The sequence below is a fragment of the Cellulophaga omnivescoria genome (genome assembly GCF_001999725.1).
In the GTDB taxonomy this organism is placed as follows: domain Bacteria; phylum Bacteroidota; class Bacteroidia; order Flavobacteriales; family Flavobacteriaceae; genus Cellulophaga; species Cellulophaga omnivescoria.
The window spans coordinates 1-21,900 of sequence record NZ_MDDP01000024.1 but is presented as its reverse complement, the minus strand read 5'-3'; the positions used below and the strand labels follow the sequence as shown (position 1 = coordinate 21,900).

Below are 21,900 nucleotides of genomic sequence, written 5' to 3'. Positions count from 1 at the left end.
CTACAAAAGTACAGCTAATCTACTTAAAACTATTATTCTTTACAACCAATTGTTACTGCGTGTGTGTGCCCTGCATTGGTACTTGCAGCTATAGTAATTGCATTATTGGTTTTTAAAGTTGCAAAATCTTCTGCTGTTATAGTAAGCATATGTTCGTGACCGGTTGCGCCAATTAATGTGTATACTTTTGTGGCACCGCTAATTATATCTGCCGTAGCAATTTCTAAAGTATGATTGTGATTACCTACTATGGTAATTTTAGCACCATTTTCTATGCAATTTCCTTTTGGTTCATCTTCCACATTATTGGTAGAATCATCATCACTAGAACAACTAATATTACAAGTTAATAACACCAAAAAAAGGGTGTGATAAATATACTTTTTAAGAGGTGTACTATTAAACATAATTCTACTTTTTTAACTGTTATTAAGGCTTTGTTGTTTAGTTTTGTAACTAATACAGGCTTAATTATTTGCTAATGTATTAAATAGTATTTGTAATATGAAAAAACTTGAGCTCACAACCAAAGAGAATGTATTTTTATTAGTTTCATCTTTTTATGATAAAATACGCAAAGATGAAACTTTAGGTCCTATTTTTAATGGTATAATTAAAGATTGGGACCACCATTTACTACACCTTACCAATTTTTGGAGTAATCAGTTATTTATAGAGCGTGGCACTTATAAAGGTAACCCTATAGCGGTACACAATAAAGTGGATAATTACACTAATAATACTATTAATGAGATGCATTTTGGTATTTGGTTAAATTATTGGTTAGAAACGTTAGATGAACTTTTTGAAGGAGACAATGTTACTATAGCCAAAAATAGAGCTCGTAATATGGGGTCTAATATTCACATTCATATTTTTAAAGCTAGACAAAACTTTAGTTCATAAACAGATTAAACATTAGGTTTTCATTAACACATTTATTGTTGTTTTAGGTATAAAAAAACACAAAAAGGGCGTATTTTTGCAAACCAATTCATTTACTATTATCCAAGATGATAAATTTAATTAAGAAGTTCTTTTTTTCTACACGTTTAATGTCATTTTTATTTATAGCATTTGCAACCGCAATGGCTTTTGGGACATTTATTGAAAGCTGGTACAGCACTGATACAGCAAGAATATGGATTTACAACACTGTTTGGTTTGAGGCTATTATGGTCTTTTTTGTAATTAATTTTATAGGAAACATAGCTAGATACAATTTGTTGCGTAAAGAAAAATGGGCGGTTTTATTACTACACCTTTCTTGGATTTTTATTATTATAGGTGCTTTTGTAACTAGGTATATTAGTTATGAAGGAATGATGCCAATACGTGAAGGAGAAACAGCAAACGTATTCTTTTCAGATAAAACATATATCTCTACAATTGTATATGGTAAAAAAGATGGTGTAAAAATGCAGAAAAAGCAAGAGTATCCTATTCTAGTTACTGCAGAAGCATTAAAATCTAATTTGCCTATACATACAAATTTTGATAAGACTGAATACACTATAGCATATGCTGGTTTTATAGATGGTGCTAAAGAAGGTTTAATAATTGGAGATGAAGGAAAAAACTTTTTAAAAATAGTAGAATCTAGTAGTGGTGGTCGTCATGATCATTATTTAGAAGAAGGTGTAGTGCAAAGTATACACAATGTATTGTTTGCTTTAAATAAACCTACAGAAGGAGCTATTAATATTACCGCAACAGACTCTAGCTATACCATACAATCACCTTTTGAAGGAACATTTATGCGTATGGCAGATAGGTTACAAGGTGGTGTTAAAAAAGATACCGTACAAAAACTACAATTGCGTTCTTTATACCAAATGGCAAATATGCAGTTTGTTATGCCAGATTCTTTGGTAAAGGGTAAAAACGGAATTATACGTATTCCAGATGAGGAACGTACAGAAAATATGCCAGATGCCTTAATTTTAGATATTACAGTAAACGGCAAAACGGTACGTAAAAAACTTTTAGGTTCTAAAGGAATGATGCAGTATTCTGATCCGTTTAAAATTGGTGATTTAGAATTTAGAATGGCTTACGGATCTAAAATTCATGAGTTGCCTTTTGCTATTAAATTAAATGACTTTATAGCAGAAAAGTATCCTGGTACAGAAAAAGGTTATGCGTCTTTTATGAGTAAAGTTACTATTGAAGATGAAAAACCTTTTGATTATGATATTTTTATGAATCATATATTAGATCACAGAGGCTACCGTTTTTTTCAAGCCAGTTTTGATCCAGATGAGCTAGGTACAAGATTATCTGTTAATCACGATTTTTGGGGTACTTGGATTACCTATATTGGTTATTTTATGTTATATGCTGGTTTAATGGGGATTATGTTTTTTGGTAAAACTAGGTTTAAAGACTTGGCTGTTTCATTGGATAAAATAAAAGCGAAAAAGGCAAAACTTACCACAATCATTCTTTTAGGGTGTTTATTAAATGTTACGGCACAGACAAAAACTACAGATAGTCATAATCACGCTCAAGAGCACAGTCCAGGAGATGGGCATAACCACGCAGAACTACCTAGTCAAGAGGTTATAGACTCTATAATTTTAGCTACAGCAGTATCTAAAGAGCACGCAGAGGAGTTTGGTAAATTGGTTATACAGGATGAGGGTGGACGTATGAAGCCCATAAACACCTTTACATCTGAATTGCTGCGTAAATTAAGTTTAAAGGATAAATATTTAGGTTTAACATCGGACCAAGTGTTTATATCTATGATGTCTAACCAACAATTATGGGCTAATGCACACATTATTGCCATAGATAAAAAAGGATACAATGATAGTATACGTAAAGTTATAGGAGTACCATCTGGACAGCGTTATGCAACGTTAATGGACTTTTTTGATGAAAAACAAAGCTACAAGTTAGATCCGTTTTTGGTTGAAGCTACAGCCACTAACAATCCAAACAAATTTCAGCAAGATTATAAAGATGTTAACATTAGATTAGGGCTTTTAAATAGAGCATTGAGTGGAGAAATTTTAAAGATTTTTCCTTTACTAAATGTAGATAATAATAAGTGGATATCTGCTTTAGAATACAGAAGTAATAGCGGAGAGTTTCCACCGCAAGAAGAATTGTATGATAATTTTATAAAAAACTCTATACCTTATTATTTAATAGCACTACAAAAAGCAAGAGAATCTGGAGATTATACAGAAGCTAATAAAATGTTAACTGGTTTAAAAAAGAACCAGTTAAACCATGGAGAAGAAATTTTACCCTCAGAAACTAAAATAAATACAGAGGTTATATACAATAAGCTAAACATTTTTAATGTGCTGTATAAAGCTTATGCGGTTGTGGGCTTGTTTTTGTTCTTAATTCTTATTTTTCAAATATTTAAAGACCGTAGTATTTGGCGCGTTGCAGTTTACTTTTTTAAAGGCACAATATATTTATTATTCTTATGGCATACAGCAGGTTTAATATTACGTTGGTACATATCTGGGCACGCACCTTGGAGTGATGCTTACGAGAGTATTATATATGTAGCTTGGGCTACTTTGGGTATGGGCTTACTGTTTGCTCGTAAAAGTAATTTAACCATAGCAGCAGCTACGTTTGTTACAGCTATGTTATTGTGGATAGCTCACCAGAATTGGGTAGACCCATCTATATCTAACCTGGTACCTGTTTTAGATAGTTATTGGTTAATGATACACGTTGCGGTAATTGTTGGTAGTTACGGACCTTTAACTGTGGGGATGATTCTTGGTGTTACATCATTAATTTTAATAATGCTAACAAATAAAAAGAACAAAGCTCGTATGGATCTTAACCTAAAAGAGTTAACCATAATTAACGAGCTTGTTTTAACCACAGGGTTAGTAATGCTTACTATTGGAAACTTTTTAGGAGGTATGTGGGCTAATGAAAGTTGGGGTCGTTATTGGGGTTGGGACCCTAAGGAAACGTGGGCATTAATATCTATTATGATTTACGCTTTTGTTGTGCATATGAGAATTGTACCTGGTTTACGTAGTAAGTGGTTATTTAACTTTACAAGTATAGTAGCTTTTGCTAGTATAATGATGACATATTTTGGAGTAAACTTCTATTTAGCTGGTTTACATAGTTATGCAAGTGGCGCGCAAGTAATTACACCTATGTTTATATGGTATACAGCTGCAGGTGTAGTAATACTTGGAGCTATTAGCTATTGGAGGTTTAAAGTAAACTATTCTAAATAGTTTACTTTCCGCCATTAGCTTGTAAATCTGCAATACATTGCGCATCCAAAGTGGGTATTTTACCTTCGGTAATGGAGTTTAAAAGTCCTTCGCCAGTTTCTGCAGTCCAATACATTAAGCAGTTTTCTACGTTACAATGTTTACCGTGTGCAGTATCTTGGTGACTGGTTTGCATTGTAGATCCATTATTTACCAAACCAAGTAAATGTCCAAATTCATGATTTAGCACAGTAGAAGATAGTACTGTTCTGCTTGGTGCCAATGGTTTATTGCTAAATTCTTTTACAGTATTCTCAAAAACAGCAAAAGATGTGTTTTGGTAAGCAATACCTAAAACAGATCCTTCTTCTGTGTTATTAGCATATTCTGCATCTAAATAAATACCAAAAACTGCTATTTTATCATCTGTATTGTATTGGGTGCGCAGGTTGTTTTCCATTGCAATAATATCATCTGCAGTGTAGGATGTTTTTGCAGGAACCGTTATTTCTTCTAACCTTAATTCCCAACCTTTAGACTTGTTTAGCCTTTCAGTAATAAAATTTTTAAAATTTTCTATAGTTTCATCAGTTGGCTTAAAATCTTTTACATAAAATATTTCAATAACTGTAGATTTATAAGTTGTATTAGATAATAGGTCATTAGCAGAAGAACCAACGTTTTTTCTGTTTCTTTCTTTAATTTCGTCTGTTATAATTTCATTATTATCATTTGTAAAAGAAGGAGTAGATTCGCTATCTGTAGAGCAGGCAATAAAAGAACTACATATTAAAATACTGTATACTATAGTTTTAAATGTCATTTGTTGGTATTTATTCAATTTTTTATACTGTTGTTATATTTATATACGGTGTGTAATGGAAAATAGATTTGTTAGGTTGTTTAGGTTCTAAATTTGTAACTTTGATAGACCAACTAAAAAAGAACTAAAACAACTAAAATGAAGCAATCTAAGGCAGGTTTAAATACAATTTGTACTCACACAGGAGAAGTAGAAGATAAACAATTTAAAGGGGCTGTGTCTCCATTATATATGAGTTCTTCTTACGCTTTTGAAGGTGTAGATGTAAAAAGGTATCCAAGATATTTTAATACGCCAAACCAAGAGGCCTTGTGTAAAAAAGTTGCTGCATTAGAGCATACAGAGGCTGGCTTAATTTTTGGTAGTGGTATGGCGGCAGTAAGCACTGCCTTAATGGCGTTTTTACACGCGGGAGACCATGTTGTTTTACAAAAAACATTATACGGTGGCACTTATAATTTAATACAAGAAGAGTTTTCTAAATTTGGAATAGAATACTCTTTAACAGATGGATTAAAAGCAGAAGATTTTGAAGCCAAAATAAAAGAAAATACTAAGGTTATTTATATAGAAACACCATCTAACCCTTTACTAACCATAACCGATTTAAAAGCGGTTGCTACTTTGGCTAAAAAGCACAATTTGGTTTCTATGATAGATAATACTTTTGCTAGTCCTGTAAACCAGAATCCAATAGATTTTGGAATTGATATTGTAATACATAGTGCAACTAAATATATGGGTGGACATTCCGATATTTGTGCAGGTGCTGTAGCATCATCAGCTAAAAATATAGATAAGATTTTTCAGCTAGCTAAAAATTTTGGAGGTAGTTTAAGTGATTACACCGTTTGGTTGTTAGAGCGTAGTATGAAAACTATGGGTATAAGAGTAAAGGCTCAGAATGAAAATGCCCAAAAAATGGCAGAATATTTACATCAAAATAAAGATGTAGAAGTTGTGTATTATCCTGGTTTAGAGTCGCATCCAGACCACGAACTAGCAAAGTCACAAATGAAAGGTTTTGGAGGTATGTTATCTTTTGAGCTTAAGGACGACATAAATGCTATGAACTTTCAAAATGCATTAGAACTTATAAAACCATCTATGAGTTTGGCAGGGGTAGAAAGTACTGTTTTGTCGCCAACGCAAACATCTCATTCTCTATTAAGTGCAGAAGAAAGAGAAAAACAAGGTATTAAGGATGGTTTAATTCGTTTTTCTGTTGGTATAGAAGAAGTAGAAGATTTAATAGCTGATATAGAACAAGCATTAGCTAAGGTAAAATAGATTAGAATAAAATGAAGTTAGATATATTAGTTTTTGGGGCGCACCCAGATGATGCAGAGCTGGGAGCAGGAGCTACAATAGCAAAAGAAATTGCAAATGGTAAAAAAGTTGGTATTGTAGATTTAACCAGAGGTGAATTGGGTACTAGAGGTACGGCCAAAACTAGAGATGCAGAGGCAACAGCTGCCGCTAAAATTTTAGGTGTTAGCATACGAGAAAATTTAGCTTTTGAAGATGGTTTTTTTGTTAATGATAAAGCGCATCAATTGCAAATAATTAAAATGATACGTAAATACCAACCAGAGATTGTGTTGTGTAATGCTATTGATGATAGGCATATAGACCACGGTAAAGGAAGTAAATTAGTTAGTGATGCTTGTTTTTTAAGTGGTTTGTTAAAAATAGAAACAGATTTTGAAGGTAAGCCGCAGGAAAAATGGAGGCCAAAACACGTTTATCATTACATACAATGGAAAAATATTAAACCAGATTTTGTTGTAGATGTTAGTGGTTTTATACAAACCAAAGTAAAATCTGTTTTGGCATACAAAACACAATTTTATGATACAAATAGCACAGCTCCGCAAACACCAATTACAAGTCAGAATTTTTTAGAAAGTGTTACATATAGAGCGCAAGACTTAGGGCGTTTAATAGGAGTAGACCACGCAGAAGGTTTTACAGTAGAGCGTTATGTAGCAGTGAGTAGTCTAGATAAGTTAATTTAGTTAGCTACCAGTTTTAGGAAGTTCAAAATAAAATATACTACCTTCACCCAAGGTGCTTTCTACCCAAATAGTACCTTGGTTGTTTGTTATCATCTCTTTACACAATGGTAGGCCTAAACCGGTTCCTTTTTCGTTATTTGTACCATATGATACTGCAATTGCATTATCACTAGAAAATAACTCATCTATTAACTCTGGCTTTATACCTATACCAGAATCTTGTACACTAGTTATCCAGCTGTTTTCTGTTTCTGTAGCTGTAATTGTTATGTTTCCACCGGTTTTGGTAAATTTTATAGCATTGCTTAATAAATTACGCACAACTACACTCATTTGGTTTTTATCTGCCCAAACAATAGTGTTACTTGGTATAGAATTGGTAATTTTAATGTTTTTATTTTCTGCTAATTCAGATAGTAAATTAATGTTATTATGTGCTAAATTGTACATTTTAGCATTACTAGGAGTGGTAGAACCACCATTCATTTGTGTTCTACTCCAAGAAAGTAAGTTTGTTAAAGTAAAAAATAACGCATCTACATCACTTTTTAATTTAGGTATAAAACTTAAAAAATCTTCAGTTTCAACATCTTTTGAAACAAACATATCTAGTAAACTTTGTAGTGCGGCAATTGGGTTTCTTAAATCGTGACCAATTATAGAAAATAGCTTGTCTTTAGTCTTGTTAATATTTTCAAGCTCATTTTCTCTCTTTTTTAAAACTTCTGTTTGCTCTATAAGCTGGTTGTAAAGTTTCTTTCTTGTGTTGGCTTGTATTTTTATAAGTAGTAAAATAAAGCTAAGTACAATTAATGCGGCAATTGCAAGAAAAAGATAATTCTGGTGCTTATCTATTTCTTTTTTAGCTTCGGCTTCGGTATCTCTTTTTTGTCTTTCGTATTCTGTTCTAGTTTTAAAAGCACCTAAGCTGTTGCTATTTTCTCTTCTTAAGATTGAATCTGATGTTTTTTTAAATAACTCTAAACTTTTAAGAGCTAAATCTGAATCATTATTTTTTTTATGTATTAAATATAAAGTTTCATAAGCTTCTTCTAGCTCTTCTAATAAATTAAACCTAGAGCCAATTTCTATAGCTTTGTTTACAGAAGTTTCTGCTTTTTCGGTATTGTTTAAACCTAAATAGGCTTTAGCCTTTGCATTTTCTAATGATATTATAGTTCTATCATCTGTTAAATCTTTTAAAATATTTTCACTAATATCTAACCATTTAAGTGCAAATTCTGGTTGGTTTTGCTTTATTAAAATTCTGGCTTTGTTAATGTAGCAATAAGATAGCCACTCTTTATCATTTTCTTTCTCAAAAGTAGCAATGCTATTGTCAATATATTCGGTTGCTAAGTCTAATTGATTTGTTCTAATATATATGTCAGACATATTAGAGTATGTTTCTGCAATATATATAGGGTTGCCAATTTCTTTATTAAGTTTATTAACCTCTTCGTAAAGAGCAATACTTTGTGCATAGTCTTTTTGAGTGGCGTATAAACTTGCCGTATTGTCTTTTATAAAGGAAAGTAGTACCTTATTGTTGTTGGCTTCAGCAATATCTGCACCTTCTAAGTAAGCTTTTAATGCCTCACTATTTTTACCAACATACGCATTTTCAGAACCTATTTGGTTTAAAATATTTATTTGGCCTCTAACGTAATTAGCTTCTTTGGCTAATTTTAAAGCTTCATTTAACTGTTCTATTGCTAAGTCTGAGTTTCCTTGGTAAGAGTTGTAATAAGCTAAATGAGCTATAGCATCTGCTTTACCTTTCTTGTAATTTAAATTATTACTTAATTTATAGACTTTATCTGATATTGATTTTAAACTGTCTATATTGTCGTAGGTATAGTGACTTGCTAAAGAAGTGAGCAAATCTATATACTGTTTTTTGTCTTCTTTAGTTTTTAAATTTTTGGATGCATTTTCAACTAAGGCGGTAATACTATCTATTTTTGTCTGAGAATTTACTGTAAAAGCTAAAATAAATACAATAGTAAACAGGAAGATATTTTTATGTAAATATTTATGTAAACCTATGTTCATGCTCTAGTAAAAAATGGGTAAAAATGCCTAGCAATATATTGATTACTAATGAGTTTAGCAAGTGTTTTAATCTAAAAATATAATTAACATATTAATTGTTAGTGTACATTATGAATTTAAAAAAATAGAACAGTTTTATAATGTATATTGATAATTGTCTTCTCCTTTTGGAACAGTAAAATAAAATATGGTTCCTTTTCCTAACTTACTTTTTGCCCATAAATTTCCTCCATTGTTTTCTACCATTTCTTTACTTAATGATATGCCCAAACCGGTACCTTTTTCATTGTCTGTTCCAAATGTGGTATGGCTCTGGTTAGGTGCAAAAACTTTGCTTAAATCTTCTTCACTCATACCAATACCTGTATCTTTTATAGTTACTTCTATAAATTGATACTTTTCTTGAGCATCTATAGTTATTTTACCACCTTTTGGTGTAAATTTTAGAGCATTGCTAATAATATTTCTAATAACAATGTCTATTTGGTTAGGATCAGAAAAAATTATAGTATTATCTGGAATCTCGTTAATTAAGGTAATATTTTTCTTTTTTGCTGTTTCTGCCAGTAAATTAATGTTGTTTTCTGCTAACGTATTTAATTCTGCTAATGTGGTATTTGTTGTTGCACCGTTCATTTGTGTTTGTCCCCATGACAATAAGTTGTTTAGGGTAAATGAAATATGGTCTACATCTTTAATTAATTTAGGTACAAAATCTCTAAACTCTGTTATAGCTAAGTCTCCAGATTTCATCATTTTTAGTACATCTAATAAAGCACCAATTGGTCCTCTTAAATCGTGTGCAATTATAGAAAATAGTTTGTCTTTGGTTTCATTTATTTCTTGCAGTTCTTCTTCTCTGTTTTCTAAAACTACTTGTTTTAACTGCAGTTCTGTATTTAATTTTTTGTGTGCTTTTCTACTTCTAGACATCATAAAAGTAATAATAGCCCAAATTACTAATATAGATGTACCTATATAAATAGCACTCCTAAGTTTGGCGTTTTCTAGCTTGTCTTCAACCTCTTTAGTTTCCTTTTGTTTATCTCTTTCTATTTTAGTTTGTAACATTAATAAGCTACGCTTATTTTCATTTCTAGATAGCGAGTCTGTTACCTTCTCGTACAGCTCATGAAAGTAAAGTGATTTTTCAAAATCTTTTTTATGTTTATTTATTTTGTACAGTATATCTGCTGCACTTTCTATATTTTTAATAGAGTTAAGTTCTTTAGCATTTTCGTAGGCTGTTAATGCATAAAGTTCTGCGGTATCTGTATTTTTATTGCCAAAATGGGCATAAGCTAGACCGCTTAGCAGGTTTAACTTGTCTCTATTGTTTTTAATTTGGTCGTATAAGTGAAAACTTTGGTCATACCAGCGTATAGCCCACTCATATTTCTTTTGCTTTAAGTATATATCGCCTTTAACTCTATAAGATTTAGCAATCCACCTAATATTATTGTATTCCTCAAAAATGCTTATACTTTTATTAATGTTAAACATTGCATTATTAATGTTGCCTATTTCACTTTGTAAATAAGCGTAGTTACACAATGTTTTTGCAGAATTAAAATCGTTTTTAAGTGTTAAATTAAGTTTTAAAGATTTTTTTAAAAATAATAAAGCTTGGTCATAATCTTTTTGAGCAGAGTAGAGGTTAGCAATATTTTCATTCATAACAGAAAGCATTCTGTTATTGTTGTTTTTTTCTGCTAATTCTACACCTTCTAAGTAAATAGCCAACGAGCTAGCATAGTCCCCAAAGTAATAATGAGACTGTGCAAAGTTGTTCATTATAGAAAGTTGTAAATGGCTATCATTTATTTTTTTGCTCTCTAGCAGCGCTTTGTTGTATAATATATTTGCTTTTTTGCTATTACCGGCATCAGAATAATAATTAGCAGTATGTAATAAGGCATTGCTTATACCGTAAGTGTACTCTAGCTCTTCACTTAATTTTAATGCTTTATTTGCTAAAATTAATAGGCTATCAGAATTGTAAAAGCGTAACCTTTTGGCTTTACTATTTAATGTATTTATGTATATAGTATCCTTAGGTACTATATCATTACTAACTGTAAGAATCTTACTTTTACTGGCAATTATTGTATTGCTAAAAAATAGAATACAACTAAAAACTAGCGTAAAGTATAGCTTTTTGTTAATTAAAAAATACACTTTGTTTTTAAATTCTGAAGGCATTAATTTTTTAAATAATCTTAGTGTTATAACTTAAACGTGAATTTATATGTAAGCATATGCTTTGACTAATTTATGTTGTGAAATGTCATTTTTTGTGTGTTTGAACCGTTTTTTTTAACCTATTGTCGACTTGGTAAAAATAAAGAACAGGGGTAAAATTACGATAAATATTGATAATTAGCACGTTACAATCTAATTTTTAAAATAGTGAAAATATGATGCAAAATTGTTTGATAGATAAAATAAAAAAAATTATCTTTGCATCCGCTTACAAATGGTGGATGTAGCTCAGCTGGTTAGAGTATCGGTTTGTGGTACCGAGGGTCGCCGGTTCGAACCCGGTCTTCCACCCAAAAGCAAAGCCTTGTTAATATTAACAAGGCTTTTTTGTTTTTAATTGTTACAATAAATGATACAAAAAAACCTCTACTTAATTTAGTAGAGGTTTTTTTAATTTATGTTTTATTACTTATTCAGTAGCTTTGTCTACAACTAATTTATTTGCTCTGTTAGCAATTTCCCATGCTGTATAAAAAACTAATCTGGTTCTGTTTTCTAGCAAATCGTAATTAATTTTATCTGGTGTGTCTGATGGTTGGTGATAATCATCATGAGTACCATTAAAATAAAAGATGATTGGAATGTTGTTTTTAGCAAAGTTGTAATGATCACTTCTATAGTAAAAACGGTTAGGGTCGTTTTCGTCATTATAAGTGTAATCTAAAACAACATTTGTATACTTTTTGTTTACTTCTTCAGATAAGTTATGTAATTCTGAGCTTAATTTATCAGAACCAATAAGGTAAATGTAGTTTCTATCTCCTTCACGTTTAGGGTCAATTCTACCTACCATATCAATATTAAGATTGGCAACTGTATTTTCTAAAGGAAAAATTGGGTCTACATCTGTGTAGTGTTGTGATCCTAATAAGCCTTTTTCTTCACCGGTAACGTGTAAAAATACAACAGAACGTTTTGGTCCATTACCATCTAATTCTGCTTTTCTAAATGCTTCAGCAATTTCTAATAAAGCAACAGTACCAGAACCGTCATCATCTGCACCATTATTTATTTGTCCGTCTGCAGATACACCAATATGGTCTAAGTGAGAAGATATTACAAGGTATTCATTTGGTTTTTCAGAACCTTTAATATAAGCTACAACATTTTCAGATTTTACATCTTTGTTTCCGCTTTTTAAATCTATGTTTAAAGCAGTGCTAACAACCTTTGGAGTGTTATCTGTAGCAATATCTTTTACAATTGCATTGGCCAATGTAGTATTTACTAATATAGTAGCAAATTTGTTTGGTGTAGCTGGTTTTGGAGAAATTCTTTCTCTACCACTTTTTAACATTTGTGCAAAATACTGTTGGTATCTTGGGTAATTATTTTCATCATAAAAAATAATACCTTTAGCTCCTTTTTTCTGAGCAGCTTCAACTCTTTTAGCTAAAGCTTCAGATGGGTTACCCCATGAAGATTTTTCAGTTGATCCAGACACAACATAAGTACCGTCTTCATTTTTTGGTTCGCCAACTTTGGCTACAACAATTTTATTAGTAACATCTAAGTTTTTGTAATCAGAGTAGTTTTCTTCATCAATACCAAAACCTATATAAACTACATCTGTAAAATCACCAGTTGCAGCAGTAGTGGCAACGTAATCCTCTCCAAGCTTATACTCCTTGCCATTTACACTAAGTGAACCTGTAGGAAGTTTAGAAATCTCTAAAGGAACATCCTGAAAATAGTTTCCGTCTGCTTTTGCTGGCTTAATACCTAAACCAACATATTCTTTTTTTATATATTCAATAGCTTTTTTTTGTCCTGGCTTACCTGTTTCACGGCCTTCAAATTCGTCTGATGCGTAAGTGTATAAATGAGCTTTTAGCTCGGCTTCTGTAATGGTTTTACCGTAAGTTTCCGGATTTACTTCTGTTGCTTTTTCAGACTTTTTTTCTCCTGTAGTTTTCTGAGTAGAATTACAGCTTATAGCCAAAGCTAGGGCTATAAATGCTAGTTTTTTCATATTTGGATTTTTAATTGTTCTTGTAATCTGAAAAGTACTAAAAAAAGGGGATATAGCTATACTTGTTATGTTGTTTGTTAAAAAAGTAATTTTATTGGGTTTTAATTGTGTTTTAAATTTAATTTTTATCCTTTTATAAACGTATTTTTATTTTTATTATTAAAGTTATGTGAATTAAATAATGTATGTGTGTTTGCGTAAACTGCTTTTTTTAATAGATTTTGGCATTAAATTTCCTTTTCACCTAAAAGCGAAACAATTTGTTAATCATTAGTGTTCCTTTTTAACTTTTACATTAACATTTAGTTAAGAAATTTACCTTTAGTGCAATAACTTTCTAATAAAACTGTTATTTTAACTTAAATAGTTATTTGATTTACAAATGCTTATAAAACTGTATTATAACTGGTAAGAACTAAAAAATACTTTTAAAAATAGTGTAAAATATTGTTTTTTAGAGTTTTATCTATTTTTAATTGTAAAGGTAAACTTTAGGTTCTAAATAGGTATAGTAGAGGTTTTTTTGATGAGGAAGATTATGCGGTTTTTGCAGTAAAATGAATTAAAATTAATAGCTGAAACAAAAGTTAACCAAATTTTTAAAACGTATAACCAACCTTTATTTATGAAAAACTCTTTTTCTGAACGTTTAAATTACAAAGCAGAACGTTTTTTAAGCAAAGGAGGCTCATCAATCTTTAAGAGCCTTTTAATTATATTTATTATTGTATTTGTATTTCTTGTAGGTTTACGCTTATTACTAATAAATCTTTTTCCTAGTTTAGACTATACTGGTAATATTTTTAGAGATATTTGGGTTACTTTTTTAGAAATGACCGATCCTGGTAATATGAACCAAGATAATGATGCGCCTACTTTTTTAAAGGTCTTAACTGTATTATCTGGTTTAACTGGTGTTATATTGTTATCTATGCTAATTGGTTTTATTACAACAGCTTTAGATACTATGTTGTATGATTTTAGAAAAGGTAGAGGTAAAGTTATAGAAAATAACCATACCATTATTTTGGGTTGGAATGAGCGTGTTGTGGACGTAATTAGAGAATTAATTTTAGCAAATGAAAGCGAGTCTAAAGCGTCTGTAGTTATTTTATCTAATACAGATAAAGAAGAAATGGATAACTTAATTACAAAGCGTTTGCCAGATATGATGACAACGGAAGTAATTACTACACAAGGAGATTATGCTAATATTAACGAACTTAAACGTATAAACTTAGAGTCTGCAAGATCTATTATTATACTTGCTAGTTGTTCAGAGAGTGCCACGTTAAGCAAAAAGAAAGCTAGTGATGTACAATCTGTTAAATCTATATTAGCTATAACGGCTTGCCAAAACGGAAAAAATGAACTGCCAATAATTGCCGAGATTTTTACAAAAGAAAAAAGAGATATTATAAGCTTTTTTGAAGACGATAATATTATTGCTATTGATAGCTGGAATATTATGGGGAAATTATTAATACAAACATCTTTAACAAGTGGTTTAGACTCTGTGTATAAAGAGATTTTGTCTTTTGATGGTTGTGAAATTTATTTTTATGAAGATAATTGGAACAAAGTACCTTTTGGGGAGTTAAGTTACTATTTAAAAGATGGTATTCCGCTAGGAATTTACACTAAAGAACAAGGTTTGGTGTTAAGACCTCCGGTAGATACAGTGCTTAATAATGGAGATTCTGTAGTAATTTTAGCAGAAGATGACTCTACTATATCTTTTGAAGGTAAACAGCATTTTTTTCCTAAAAAAGATAAAAAAATAATAAATGTACGTTTAGAGCAAAAGAAAAAACGAATTTTAATATTAGGTTGGCATAAAGTAGCCGAGGTTTTTATAGAAGAAGCTACAGATTATTTATTAGAAGGCTCTGATTTTGATATTTTATTTGATGAACCTACAGATGAATTAACGGCAGTAGTCACAGAAATTAGAGATTTATATCCAGACTTTAATATTAATTTACACAACTCTAATCCTTTAGATCTGCACAAGCTAGAGGAAATTAATCCTGCAAGTTATGATACCGTTGTAATTTTGTCTCAGAGTATGGAAGAGCAATCTGCAGATAAAATAGATTCTGATACTTTAATTATTTTGTTACTATTACGAAAACTTGTAGAAAGTGCAGATGGTTTACATATTATAACGCAAGTTTTAAACTCAGAAAATCAAGAAATTATTACACAAACTAATGTAGACGATTTTATAATTAGTAATAAGCTAATTACAATGATTTTAGCGCAGTTAAGCGAAGAGGCTTTAATGAAAACTTTTTATGATGATATTTTCTCTGAAGATGGTAGTGAGATTTATGTAAAACCTGCAACGCTTTATTTTGATACCTTTCCTCAAAAATTAAGTTTTGCAGATGCTATATTTTGCGCGCAGCAGAGAGATGAAATTTGTTTAGGTGTTAGAAAAGGTGATTTAAGCAAGCGTTTAAGTGATAATTTTGGTATTACACTAAACTTATCAAAAGACACAGAAATAGAACTGCAAGAAAACGACTTCTTAATTGTTTTGTCTGAAGACGAATTGTAAAAGAAGTAGTTTTAATATACAAAAGAGGAGTTTATTCTATAAAATAAACTCCTCTTTTTTGTTGTGCTTAGTCTTAAATAATACTTGTAAACCAGTGTGATATGTGAGACAAACCATTAGAAACTTCATTAATTAAAGGTATGTCATAACTCAAGCCTTTGCCTACAGAATATATTACAAATAACATATACAGTAGTAATAGTAACTTTGCGTGTATACCTTTTATCCCTTTTTTAGATAAAATGAAGATAAAAAACACAATAACTGTTAAAATAAGGAGTAAAACGCGTAGCTGACCAATATTTTCTATGGTTTCTGCACTCATTTCTATTGGTCCGTATATTAAGGTAAATAAGAATAGCGGAAATCCTAAAGCAAAGCAAACATCAAATATATTGCTACCCAAAGCGTTTGCAACAGCATCATCATAATTACCTTTCATAGCATCTTTGTATGAAATTATTGTATCAGGTACACTTGTAGCTGCAGATGCTAAAACAACAGAAACAAAGTAAATAGGCATACCTGTTGCTGCGCCAAACTCTTGGCAAGCTTCTACCAACCAAAAACAAGCTAAACCAATAAATAAAACAGATATTAATAATAATAAAATAGCTTTAAGTTGGTTAATTTTAGAATCTCCTAAAACTACAGTTGCTAAATCTCCTTTAAATAAAGCAACCGCTCTGTTACCGCCATCGGCTTCTTCTTCGTAATCGTTTTCTACTTCTCCAGGTCCTTGACTAAGTAGCATATAACCAACGTAAACAAAATAAAGTGCCATTAAAATTAAGCCGTGTATCCAATTTAAAGAGGTTCCGCTTATTACAAAAATTAAGGCAAGTTCTGCTAAAATTAAAGAAATACCATCTCTGTATATCACTTTTTTAGAAACCTCAATTTTAGAGGTTATTTTTTTGCCAATAACAACTAAAATTACAACTGCAGGTATAATCATAGCGTTAAACACTGCACTTCCAGCGGTTGTTCCTATTCCTCCAGAAAAACCGTCTTTATCTTTTAAAACAAATAAAAAAAATAGTGTGGTAAAAAGTTCTGGCAAACTACTTCCTATTGCGTTTATAGTAGCACCTTTAATGCCTTCTTTCATATTTCGTCCAAGGTAATTAGAAGCCATTTCAAAACCATCACAGGCTCTCCAAATTATAATACACGTAATTAAAATGAGTCCTAGTGAAGTTAAAATTGCCATAAATAGTTTGTTGGTTTTGGGTAAATTTAAATAAATTAAATAGAAAATGTTAAAAAATATTTTGGGTAACCGTTAACAGCCGGTTAATATGTAACTAATGTTGCAGAGTGTTTGTTAGAAAATATAGATATTTACGACTCTTATTTTTGTTATGAATAATTATTTAGAAGCTTTTACAAATGCATTTTCAGGATCATTAAGTTGGACTTGGAAGTCTATAATTTTTGATGTGCCTTGGTATACCAATTATTTTTGGGGCTTATTGTTAATTTCGTTGCTTGTTTGGAGCTTAGAAATTTTGTTTCCTTGGCGTAAAAACCAATCAATTTTTAGAAAAGATTTTTGGTTAGATTTTTTCTATATGTTTTTTAACTTCTTTGTTTTTTCAATTGTTATTAGCGGGTTTTATAAGGTTTTAGAGTTATTTTTTGATTCTTTTGGTGTTACAGTAAAAAGCTTGGCTCTTGTAGATATTTCTAAATGGAGTATGGGATTACAGTTGTTGGTGTTTTTTATTGTTTTGGATTTTGTGCAATGGTTTACACACCTTTTACTACATAAGTTTCCTGTATTTTGGAATTTTCATAAAGTACACCATAGTGTTAAAGAAATGGGTTTTGCTGCTCATTTGCGTTACCATTGGATGGAAAACGTATTATATAAACCATTAAAGACCTTTGGTGTTTTAATTTTAGGCGGTTTTGAACCGGAGCAGGCTTTTATAGTCCATTTTTTTGCTATAACAATTGGTCATTTTAACCATTCTAACATAAAAATCACGTGGGGACCATTAAAATATATATTTAATAATCCTGTAATGCACTTATACCACCACGCCTATACAATACCAGAAGGCTCTTATGGTGTTAATTTTGGAATTAGTTTAAGCCTATGGGATTATATTTTTAAAACAAACTACATACCAGAAGATAGTGGTACTATACGTTTGGGTTTTGAGGGTGATGAGCATTTTCCTAAAGGATTTGTAAAGCAAAATTTATACGGTTTTACAAAAGATAAAAATGTAGAGTAGTGTTTATTGATTTTTATAGTTTAATTAAATTGTAATTGTCTATAAAAAAACCTTTTTTACATAAATACTAATACGTAAAAAAGGTTTGCTTGTGATTTTTAAAATCTTACTTTACCCAAAGGCTGTCTGTAAAATAGTGTTTGCAATCTAAAAAGTTGGTTACAACAGTGTAGTTTGTTTTTAGTGCTAACTCTTCAATCTCAGTAAGATCATATTTTTTAGATAACTCTGTCCAAATAAGTTCATTTTGGTTAAAGTCTATTACTTTATTAAGTTTTTTTAAGTAAACTTGCTGTTTTTTAAGGCTTACAATATAACTCTTAACCTCTCCGTTAGTTGGGTTGTAGTGACAATAAAAATCAAAATCATCAATTTTAAAATCGGCCTCTAGTTCTCTGTTAATTCGCAATAAAAGGTTAAGGTTAAACCGTTTGGTAATTCCGTCTTTATCAAAATACGCATTGTGTATGGTAATAGGGTTCTTTTTTAGATCTATACCAATTAATAACTTATCATTAGGCTTCATATTCTTATTAAAAAGCTGTAGTAGTTCTGTAGCTTCATCATAAGCATAGTTCCCTATATTACTTCCTAAAAATAGTAGTAAGCTAGGTGTGGTATCTTGTTTAAGCTCTTTAAGCATTTTAAAATAGTCGCCAATTTTTGGCTTAATAGATACATTTGGCAAACGCTCTTTTAGCTTTTTTGTAAGCATATCTATAGCTTCTTTGCTAATATCTATTGGTATGTAATGAAAAGCTATATTATTTTGCTCCAAGTACTCTAAGAGTTTAAATGTTTTAAAACCGTCACCAGCACCAAATTCTATAATGTTAAACGGTACATTAAACTCTAATGCATCTACAATTTGTTTTGCTTGAAGCGATAAGATTTCAAATTCACTATCTGTTAAGTAGTATGATTGCATGTGCATAATTTCCTGAAAAATTCTGCTTCCAGCATCATCATAAAAGTATTTAGAAGATAGGTGTTTCTTGGGCGCAGTTAGGCCATCTAGTATATCTTTATCAAAAGTATAGTCCATATTATTGTGCAAGTCTTATTCCAGAAAATAACCAGCGCATATCTGCCTGAAAAAAGTTTCTGTATGTTTTTCTACTGTGGTTTTCTGGTGTTGCTATAGAGGCTCCTCTAAGCACGTGTTGATTAATCATAAACTTACCATTGTATTCACCTAAAGCACCAGGGGCTTTAGAAAAATTTGGGTAAGGCAAGTAAGCACTATTGGTCCATTCCCAAAGTTCACCGTAATTTAGGTGTTCCGCGGCAACTTCCCACTCAAACTCTGTAGGTAAGCGCATTTGTTTCCATTCCGCATAGGCATAGGCTTCATACATACTAATGTGGGTAACCGGCTTGTTTGGTTCTACAGGCTTAAAACCATTTAATGTATAGTAGTGCCAAACGCCTTTAACTTTGTGCCAGTATAAAGGAGCAATAATGTTGTTTTTGGTAATAAAATCCCAGCCTTCTGCGTGCCAAAGGTTAAAATTGGTGTAGCCACCGGCTTCTATAAATGCAATATACTCTGCATTAGTAGTTAAATTGTTGCTAATTTTAAATTGATGAAGATATGTTTTGTGTACGCCCAATTCATTGTCAAAACTAAAACCAGAAGTGCTATGTCCAATTTGGTATACGCCCTCTTTAATAGTAGTAAACTCTTGCTTTTGTGTTATGTCGTTTAATGCTATACTATTTTTAAGGGTAGGGAAGGTAGGCTGATTACCAAAAATGTATTTAATGTCATAATAAAATAACTCTTGGTGTTGCTGCTCATGGTTTATGCCTAGTTCTATAATTTCTATGGCTTTTTTAGATGGGTTAGTATCTAAAAAGTCTATCATTTTACTGTCTACATAATTTCTATAAGCGTAAACTTCATCCACAGTTGGGCGTGTCATTAGGCCTCTGTTTGGGCGTAAAACGCGTTCGCCAGCATTGTTATAGTAGCTATTAAAAAGATAAGCAAAATCGTCATTATAAACGGTATATTCTGCACTAAACTCTTTTAAAATAAACTGCTCAAAAAACCAAGTGGTATGTGCCAAATGCCATTTAGGAGGCGACACAAACTCTGCCGGTTGAACAGAATAATCTTCGGTTTTAAGGTCTTTACAAATTTTAATAAAACGGTTACGGGTATTTAAATATGCGTCTTTTATATTAGTCATTTACTATTGTTGTATCTATAATAATATCACTTTGTAATGTTCTGTGAACAGGGCATTTAGATGCTATCTCTTTAAGTCTTAGTTTTTGTTTGTCATCTAGATTGCCCACAAACTTTAATTTCTTAGAAAGATGGTCGTATTTAGTTGGTTTGTCTACATCCAACATTAAATCTGCGCTGTGTTTTTTAGCATACGTAATATAAACAAAAACTTCTTGTAAATCCCATTTTTTGCGTTGCGCATACATTTTTAATGTCATTACAGTGCAAGCAGCTAAACCAGCACTTAAAAAATCGTAAGGAGACGGACCAAAATCATCTCCAATACCTTCTGGCTCATCTGCAATTAAGGTGTGATTTTTAGTCTGTATGGTTGTTGTAAAATTATCATCCAATAAGTTAAGGTGTCCAACCAATTGTTCGCCTTCTGTAGAGAGCATTTCATTTTCTTTTGGCTCAAAATAACGTTGTACCCAAGTACCAATAACATTACCAGCATAAATACTGTCGGTTGAGTTTGTTAGTAGGTGATCTGCTTGATCCAAACTAACAAAGCTTTTAGGGTGGTGTGCGTTTAAATAAAGCTCCTGAGCGTTATCTACACCAACAATGGTGTCTATAGGTGAATGTAGAATTAAAATGGGCTTACGGAGCTCTTTTGTTATTTTTGGTAAGTCTGTTTTGCTAAAGTCCTCTGCAAACTCCTTGTTTATTTTAAAAGGTCTGCCACCAATGTTAACTTCTACGTTTCCTTTTTCTGGAATACTGCTAATATCGTGGGTAAATAAATGTGTTACGTGACTAGCAGTAGAAGGTGCGCCAATAGTAGCAACAGCTTTAATATTTGCTAGTTTAGACGCTGCAACAATAACTGCTGCACCACCTAGAGAATGCCCTACTAATAGGGAGGGAGCACTATAGTTTTTAGTTAAGTAATTGTTTACCGCAATTAAGTCATCTACATTTGCTGAAAAATGACTGTCTGCAAACTCACCTTCACTGCGTCCAAGTCCTGTAAAATCGAACCTAAGAACCCCAAAACCGTGCGTTGTAAGAGACCTGCTAATGTTTTTTACAGCTGTTAATGTGCTGCTACAAGTAAAACAATGTGCAAAAATGGCAAAGTAGTTTGGTTTTTGGTTGGCAGGTAGCTCTAAGTAGGCTTGTAGCTGTAAACCATTTTTATTCTTTATATGTAATCTAGTGCTCTTCATTCATTAATTTTTTAGTGTTTATGTGCTTAGAAAAATTGTAATAAAAGCAATTGTAATTTTGATAGAATTTAGGTTTTGTAAAAAGGTTTTTCAATATTTAAGTTAAGGTAATTTTTATACTCTTTTTGTAATGGTATAAGTGCTAAAAACTGATAAGTAAGTATGAATTGTAATTTTTTATAATTTAAACTTGTATAGCTTTTTTAATGCTATCTACATTTTGTACTTTTATTCTGTTTAAAAACACGCTATATACTTATTGGTATTTTTTTTAAAACGCATTATTTTGATAGTTTAAATATAAATTAAGTTCTTGTTATCCAGTTTTTTATTATTTTTTGATTA

The 21,900-nt window shown here is 31.2% G+C and carries 15 protein-coding genes and 1 tRNA gene; 7 read left to right on the top strand and 9 right to left on the bottom strand.

Annotated features, from left to right (window positions below):
* Window positions 1-32: 32 nt before the first annotated feature.
* Window positions 33-407, bottom strand: coding sequence for a hypothetical protein (locus BFJ87_RS11475; RefSeq protein ID WP_077404487.1), 375 nt, complete (start codon window positions 405-407; stop codon window positions 33-35).
* Window positions 408-504: 97 nt separating this feature from the next.
* Here BFJ87_RS11475 and BFJ87_RS11470 point away from each other — a divergent pair, with 97 nt between their 5' ends.
* Both BFJ87_RS11470 and BFJ87_RS11465 read left to right on the top strand, forming a co-directional pair.
* Window positions 505-906, top strand: a complete 402-nt coding sequence (locus BFJ87_RS11470) for a group III truncated hemoglobin (protein ID WP_077404484.1) — start codon at window positions 505-507, stop codon at window positions 904-906.
* 107 nt (window positions 907-1,013) lie between these two features.
* Window positions 1,014-4,229, top strand: a complete 3,216-nt coding sequence (locus BFJ87_RS11465) for a cytochrome c biogenesis protein CcsA (RefSeq protein WP_171974507.1) — start codon at window positions 1,014-1,016, stop codon at window positions 4,227-4,229.
* Between the two features lies 1 nt (window position 4,230).
* On the opposite strand, the gene BFJ87_RS11460 is transcribed toward BFJ87_RS11465, so the two are convergent.
* Window positions 4,231-5,031, bottom strand: coding sequence for a zinc metalloprotease (locus tag BFJ87_RS11460; RefSeq protein WP_077404481.1), 801 nt, complete (start codon window positions 5,029-5,031; stop codon window positions 4,231-4,233).
* A 138-nt stretch (window positions 5,032-5,169) separates the two neighbouring features.
* Between BFJ87_RS11460 and BFJ87_RS11455 the strand changes: the two genes are divergently transcribed.
* On the top strand, window positions 5,170-6,321 hold the full coding sequence (locus BFJ87_RS11455; RefSeq protein ID WP_077404478.1) for a trans-sulfuration enzyme family protein: 1,152 nt from the start codon (window positions 5,170-5,172) through the stop codon (window positions 6,319-6,321).
* Between the two features lie 11 nt (window positions 6,322-6,332).
* On the top strand, window positions 6,333-7,049 hold the full coding sequence (gene bshB1 / locus BFJ87_RS11450; protein WP_077404475.1) for a bacillithiol biosynthesis deacetylase BshB1: 717 nt from the start codon (window positions 6,333-6,335) through the stop codon (window positions 7,047-7,049).
* Here bshB1 and BFJ87_RS11445 read toward each other — a convergent pair whose 3' ends face one another.
* Window positions 7,050-9,104 carry a tetratricopeptide repeat-containing sensor histidine kinase gene (locus BFJ87_RS11445; protein ID WP_077404471.1) on the bottom strand — a complete coding sequence of 685 codons (2,055 nt, stop codon included), beginning with the start codon at window positions 9,102-9,104 and terminating at the stop codon, window positions 7,050-7,052.
* A 135-nt stretch (window positions 9,105-9,239) separates the two neighbouring features.
* On the bottom strand, window positions 9,240-11,306 hold the full coding sequence (locus BFJ87_RS11440) for a tetratricopeptide repeat-containing sensor histidine kinase (protein WP_077404468.1): 2,067 nt from the start codon (window positions 11,304-11,306) through the stop codon (window positions 9,240-9,242).
* A 276-nt stretch (window positions 11,307-11,582) separates the two neighbouring features.
* Between BFJ87_RS11440 and BFJ87_RS11435 the strand changes: the two genes are divergently transcribed.
* A tRNA-His gene (locus BFJ87_RS11435) sits at window positions 11,583-11,658 on the top strand.
* 117 nt (window positions 11,659-11,775) lie between these two features.
* On the opposite strand, the gene BFJ87_RS11430 is transcribed toward BFJ87_RS11435, so the two are convergent.
* Window positions 11,776-13,338: a M28 family peptidase gene (locus BFJ87_RS11430; RefSeq protein WP_077404465.1), complete on the bottom strand. Its 1,563-nt coding sequence runs from the start codon at window positions 13,336-13,338 to the stop codon at window positions 11,776-11,778.
* A gap of 625 nt (window positions 13,339-13,963) precedes the next feature.
* On the opposite strand from BFJ87_RS11430, the gene BFJ87_RS11425 reads away from it, so the two are divergent.
* Window positions 13,964-15,901 (top strand): CASTOR/POLLUX-related putative ion channel, encoded by a 1,938-nt coding sequence (locus tag BFJ87_RS11425; protein WP_077404462.1) that lies wholly within the window; start codon window positions 13,964-13,966, stop codon window positions 15,899-15,901.
* A gap of 73 nt (window positions 15,902-15,974) precedes the next feature.
* Here the strand turns inward: BFJ87_RS11425 and BFJ87_RS11420 are convergent, their stop codons facing one another.
* A complete protein-coding gene (locus BFJ87_RS11420) occupies window positions 15,975-17,114 on the bottom strand; it encodes a sodium:calcium antiporter (protein WP_077404459.1) in 1,140 nt (379 codons plus the stop codon).
* Between the two features lie 151 nt (window positions 17,115-17,265).
* On the opposite strand from BFJ87_RS11420, the gene BFJ87_RS11415 reads away from it, so the two are divergent.
* On the top strand, window positions 17,266-18,147 hold the full coding sequence (locus BFJ87_RS11415) for a sterol desaturase family protein (protein WP_077404456.1): 882 nt from the start codon (window positions 17,266-17,268) through the stop codon (window positions 18,145-18,147).
* Window positions 18,148-18,253: 106 nt separating this feature from the next.
* Here BFJ87_RS11415 and BFJ87_RS11410 read toward each other — a convergent pair whose 3' ends face one another.
* From BFJ87_RS11410 to BFJ87_RS11400, 3 genes are read right to left on the bottom strand one after another with little or no spacing between them, the layout of a single operon-like run.
* Window positions 18,254-19,192 (bottom strand): L-histidine N(alpha)-methyltransferase, encoded by a 939-nt coding sequence (locus BFJ87_RS11410; RefSeq protein WP_077404453.1) that lies wholly within the window; start codon window positions 19,190-19,192, stop codon window positions 18,254-18,256.
* Window position 19,193: 1 nt separating this feature from the next.
* Window positions 19,194-20,342, bottom strand: a complete 1,149-nt coding sequence (egtB, locus tag BFJ87_RS11405; protein ID WP_077404450.1) for an ergothioneine biosynthesis protein EgtB — start codon at window positions 20,340-20,342, stop codon at window positions 19,194-19,196.
* Window positions 20,335-21,555, bottom strand: coding sequence for a bifunctional alpha/beta hydrolase/OsmC family protein (locus tag BFJ87_RS11400; RefSeq protein WP_077404447.1), 1,221 nt, complete (start codon window positions 21,553-21,555; stop codon window positions 20,335-20,337). Before BFJ87_RS11400 ends, egtB begins: the two co-directional genes overlap by 8 nt.
* Window positions 21,556-21,900: the final 345 nt, after the last annotated feature.